This window comes from Sulfurimonas sp. (genome assembly GCF_027056685.1).
Taxonomy (GTDB): domain Bacteria; phylum Campylobacterota; class Campylobacteria; order Campylobacterales; family Sulfurimonadaceae; genus Sulfurimonas.
This window is the reverse complement of the sequence record NZ_JALUKE010000101.1, coordinates 1-3951: the sequence shown is the minus strand read 5'-3', so window position 1 is coordinate 3951 and position 3951 is coordinate 1. Positions and strand designations below refer to the sequence as shown.

Below are 3951 nucleotides of genomic sequence, written 5' to 3'. Positions count from 1 at the left end.
ATTGCATTATGATTGGAACAAATTTTGAAATCATACCACTACTTAATCCTAAAGATGAAAATTGTGATGCAAGACCAGCCATCTTCGAGATAGAATTACCACCCATAGCATTTGTAAGTGAACTCAACCCGCCTGATGTAGAATTGCCTTTGGGTACCATACTCATAAGTGACTGTGCATTAGGAATGGCACTTTTAAGTGTCTGAAACTTATTTGATGTAAGAGCAGATTTTGCATAGTTTAGTATACTGCCTACACCACCTGATGCTTGTTTATCTGATATATTAAGTTGTTTTGAAAGCATCTCTGTCAATCCACTTGCTTGTGAACTTGTTGCCTGTGGAGTTGATGTATTTTGAGACATTGCATTTGTAACATCACTAAGCCCAAATGCAGATAATTGTGTTGCGCCTATTAAGAAAAATATACTTAAAGATAATAGTGTTTTTTTCATAGCTGTTTACACTCTCTTTTCAAATATTTCTATAGAGTTAATATCATCTTGACCTTCAATAGAGTCAAGAACTTTAAAACTTGCAGCATCATCTTCTTCAATTCCACCAAATACAGTATGTACACCATCTAAATGTGGACATGGTACAAAACAGATGAAAAATTGGCTTCCACCAGTATTTGGTCCAGCATGAGCCATAGAGAGTGTTCCTTTTACATGTTTATGCGTATTTTTTTCAGTTTCACATTTAATAGCCCAATCAGGTCCACCTGTACCAGTTCCAGTAGGGCATCCACCTTGTGCCATAAAACCAGGGATAACACGGTGAAAGTTTAGGTTGTTATAAAACCCTGTCTTTGCTAAGTGTGCAAAGTTTGCTACTGTATTTGGAGTCTCTTCTGGATACAATTTAATCCAAATATCACCTTTACTTGTTGTCATTTTTGCATATTGGAGTTTTGCTAACTCATCTTCGCTTAAGTTGTACTCTTTTAATTCTGGTCTTCCAAACATTTGAAACCTTTGTATTTAAATTTTTCTAATTATAGTAAAAATAAATTAAGGGATAACTTCAAGGAAAGATAAATTATCCTAAGATATAATTTTCAACAACTAAATTTCAGATAAAAAGGCAGATATATGTCAGAAAAACAAATTTTTCAACCAAATCCAGAGTTTGCAGCAAATGCAAGAATTAAAAATATGGACGAATACCATACACTTCAAAATAAAGCGCTTAATGATTATGAAGGCTTTTGGAGTGATTTTGCAAAAGAGAAAATAGATTGGATAGAACCCTTTACAAATGTGTTAGATGAGAGTAAAGCTCCATTTGTTAAGTGGTTTGATGGCGGAAAGCTTAATGTCGCACACCAATGTATTGACCGTCATTTAGACAAACGCAAAAATAAAGCAGCTATTATTTTTGAAGGAGACAGAGGTGATGTTCAGACTATTACATATCTTGATCTTTATAAAAATGTAAACAGATTTGCAAATCTTTTAAAAGAGGATTTTGGAGTAAAAAAAGGGGATAGGGTTGTCATTTATATGCCTATGATTCCTGAGGCGGCTTATGCAATGCTTGCATGTGCGAGAATAGGGGCTATTCACTCCATAGTTTTTGGTGGTTTTTCTGCTGAAGCATTACGAGACAGAATTGAAGATGCCGAAGCTAAAGTTGTCATTACAGCTGATGGTGCTTTTAGAAAAGAGCGACCATATATGCTCAAACCTGTTGTTGATGCTGCATTAGAGGGAGATACACCTGTAAAAAAAGTCTTAGTAGTTGAGAGAAATGGCGAAGATGTTATATGGAAAAAAGGACGCGATTACTCTTATAATGAACTTATTAAAGATAAATCAGCGGTATGTGAGTCTGAAGTTATGAATAGTGAAGATCCTCTCTTTTTGCTTTATACTTCAGGAAGTACAGGCAAACCAAAAGGTGTACAACATAACTCTGCTGGGTATATTCTTTGGGCACAGATGACAATGGAGTGGGTATTTGATGTAAAAGAGAATGATACTTACTGGTGTACTGCTGATGTTGGTTGGATTACAGGACATACATATATAGTATATGGTCCGCTTGCAATGGGTGCTACTACTGTGATGTTTGAGGGTGTTATTACTTACCCTGATGCAGGTCGTCCTTGGTCAATGGTTGAAAATCATAGAATTAATCAATTTTATACTGCACCTACTGCTATTCGTGTTTTACATAAAATGGGTGAAGATGAACCTAAAAAATATGACTTATCATCTCTTAAAGTCCTTGGAACAGTTGGTGAACCAATAGATCCTCCAGCATGGAAATGGTACTACGAGCAGGTAGGCTCAAGTAAGTGTGCAATTGTAGATACATACTGGCAGACAGAAACAGGTGGGCATATTGTCTCTCCTCTTCCTGGGGCTACTCCTATTAAACCTGCATGTGCAACACTTCCTCTTCCTGGAATTATTGCTGAAATATTAGATCCTGCTACAGGAGAGAAAGCTGAAGTCGGTGAAACTGGTTATATGTGTATTACAAGACCTTGGCCTGCACAAATTCGTGGTGTTTGGGGAGATGAAGAGCGTTATATTAAATCATACTATGGTGATGTGAAAAAAGATGGTAAAGCTGTTTATTTTACAGGTGATGGTGCTGTGTATGATGAAGATGGTTACATCACGATTACTGGACGAACTGATGATGTCATTAATGTAAGTGGTCATAGAATGGGAACTGCCGAAGTAGAAGCTGCCATTAAAAAACATCCAAATGTAGCAGAAGTTGCAGTTGTTGGTAAGCCACATGAGTTAAAAGGTGAAGGAATATTTGCATATATTATTCTCAAGTCTGATGATGGTGTAGCTGATGAGGTTGAAGAGGTAAAAGCCATTAATGGTGTCATTAAAAGAGAGATAGGTAATATTGCTATTTGTGATGATATTGTTTTTGTACCAGGACTTCCTAAAACACGCTCTGGAAAAATTATGCGTCGTATTTTACGTGCCATTGCAAAAGGTGAAGCTATTACACAAGATATTTCAACACTCGAAGATCCATCGGTAGTTGCAAAAATAGAAACTATGGTTAAGGCAAAGTAAAACTTCCTTTTAACCCACAAGTGCTATAATTCCATAAATCAATTATAAAGAGTTATTTATGGAATTATGTGTTGCACTTGACCTCCCTACAGAAGAAGAAAACTTAGCTTTAATCCAAAAGATAAAAGAGCATGATGTCTGGCTTAAAGTCGGACTTCGTACCTACATTCGTGATGGTGAAGCATTTTTAAAAGCCATCAAAAACATCAATCCTGATTTTAAAATATTTTTAGATTTGAAACTCTATGACATTCCAAATACTATGGCAGATGCAGCAGAGTCCATTATGGGGCTTGGTGTAGATATGTTTAATGTCCATGCAAGTGCAGGCAAGCGCGCAATGAGTACAGTGATGCAAAGACTTGATAAGTATGAAAAGCGTCCTATAGTTTTGGCAGTAACTGCTTTGACCTCATTTAGTGAAGAGGAGTTTCAAGCGGTTTATGAATCTGATATTGCAAATAAGGCTAATCAATTTGCAAAAGATGCACAAGAGAGTGGGCTTGATGGCGTGGTCTGTTCAGCTTACGAATCAGCATCTATCAAAAATATTACCAATGAAAGTTTTATGACACTTACCCCAGGCATCCGTCCTTTTGGAGAAGATGCAGGTGATCAAAAACGCGTGGCAGATGTTGCGTTTGCAAAAGAGCAAAAAGTAGATTTTATCGTTGTTGGGCGTCCTATTTATCAAGCAGAAAATCCTTCAGAAGTTGTAGCGAAGATTTTGGCTCAGATTTAAGCTATCTGTTATATAACTCTCATTATAATTACGCTCTTCAAATGGACGAGTGGGTGAGTGGCTGAAACCACATCCCTGCTAAGGATGCGTATGGGTAACTGTACCGAGAGTTCGAATCTCTCCTCGTCCACCACGAAGCCCTATTTTAGGCACTTTCAAG

At 37.0% G+C, this 3951-nt stretch carries 4 protein-coding genes and 1 tRNA gene; 3 read left to right on the top strand and 2 right to left on the bottom strand.

Annotation, left to right across the window (positions count from 1 at the left end):
- Positions 1-454: DUF2780 domain-containing protein (locus MVY38_RS04475; RefSeq protein WP_297483961.1), on the bottom strand; the 454-nt coding region annotated here is incomplete at its 3' end.
- A gap of 6 nt (positions 455-460) precedes the next feature.
- Positions 461-967: a peptidylprolyl isomerase gene (locus MVY38_RS04470; protein ID WP_297483960.1), complete on the bottom strand. Its 507-nt coding sequence runs from the start codon at positions 965-967 to the stop codon at positions 461-463.
- 126 nt (positions 968-1093) lie between these two features.
- On the opposite strand from MVY38_RS04470, the gene acs reads away from it, so the two are divergent.
- From acs to MVY38_RS04455, 3 genes are all read left to right on the top strand, one after another.
- Positions 1094-3049 carry an acetate--CoA ligase gene (acs, locus tag MVY38_RS04465; RefSeq protein WP_297483959.1) on the top strand — a complete coding sequence of 652 codons (1956 nt, stop codon included), beginning with the start codon at positions 1094-1096 and terminating at the stop codon, positions 3047-3049.
- A 58-nt stretch (positions 3050-3107) separates the two neighbouring features.
- Positions 3108-3791: an orotidine-5'-phosphate decarboxylase gene (pyrF, locus tag MVY38_RS04460; protein WP_297483958.1), complete on the top strand. Its 684-nt coding sequence runs from the start codon at positions 3108-3110 to the stop codon at positions 3789-3791.
- Between the two features lie 43 nt (positions 3792-3834).
- Positions 3835-3924 (top strand) — tRNA-Ser (locus MVY38_RS04455).
- Positions 3925-3951: the final 27 nt, after the last annotated feature.

Excerpts from the sequence above, each read along its gene's own strand:
- pyrF (WP_297483958.1), top strand. The coding sequence starts at position 3,108 with ATGGAATTATGTGTTGCACTTGACCTCCCTACAGAAGAAGAAAACTTA.
- acs (WP_297483959.1), top strand. The coding sequence starts at position 1,094 with ATGTCAGAAAAACAAATTTTTCAACCAAATCCAGAGTTTGCAGCAAAT.
- MVY38_RS04470 (WP_297483960.1), bottom strand. The coding sequence starts at position 967 with ATGTTTGGAAGACCAGAATTAAAAGAGTACAACTTAAGCGAAGATGAG.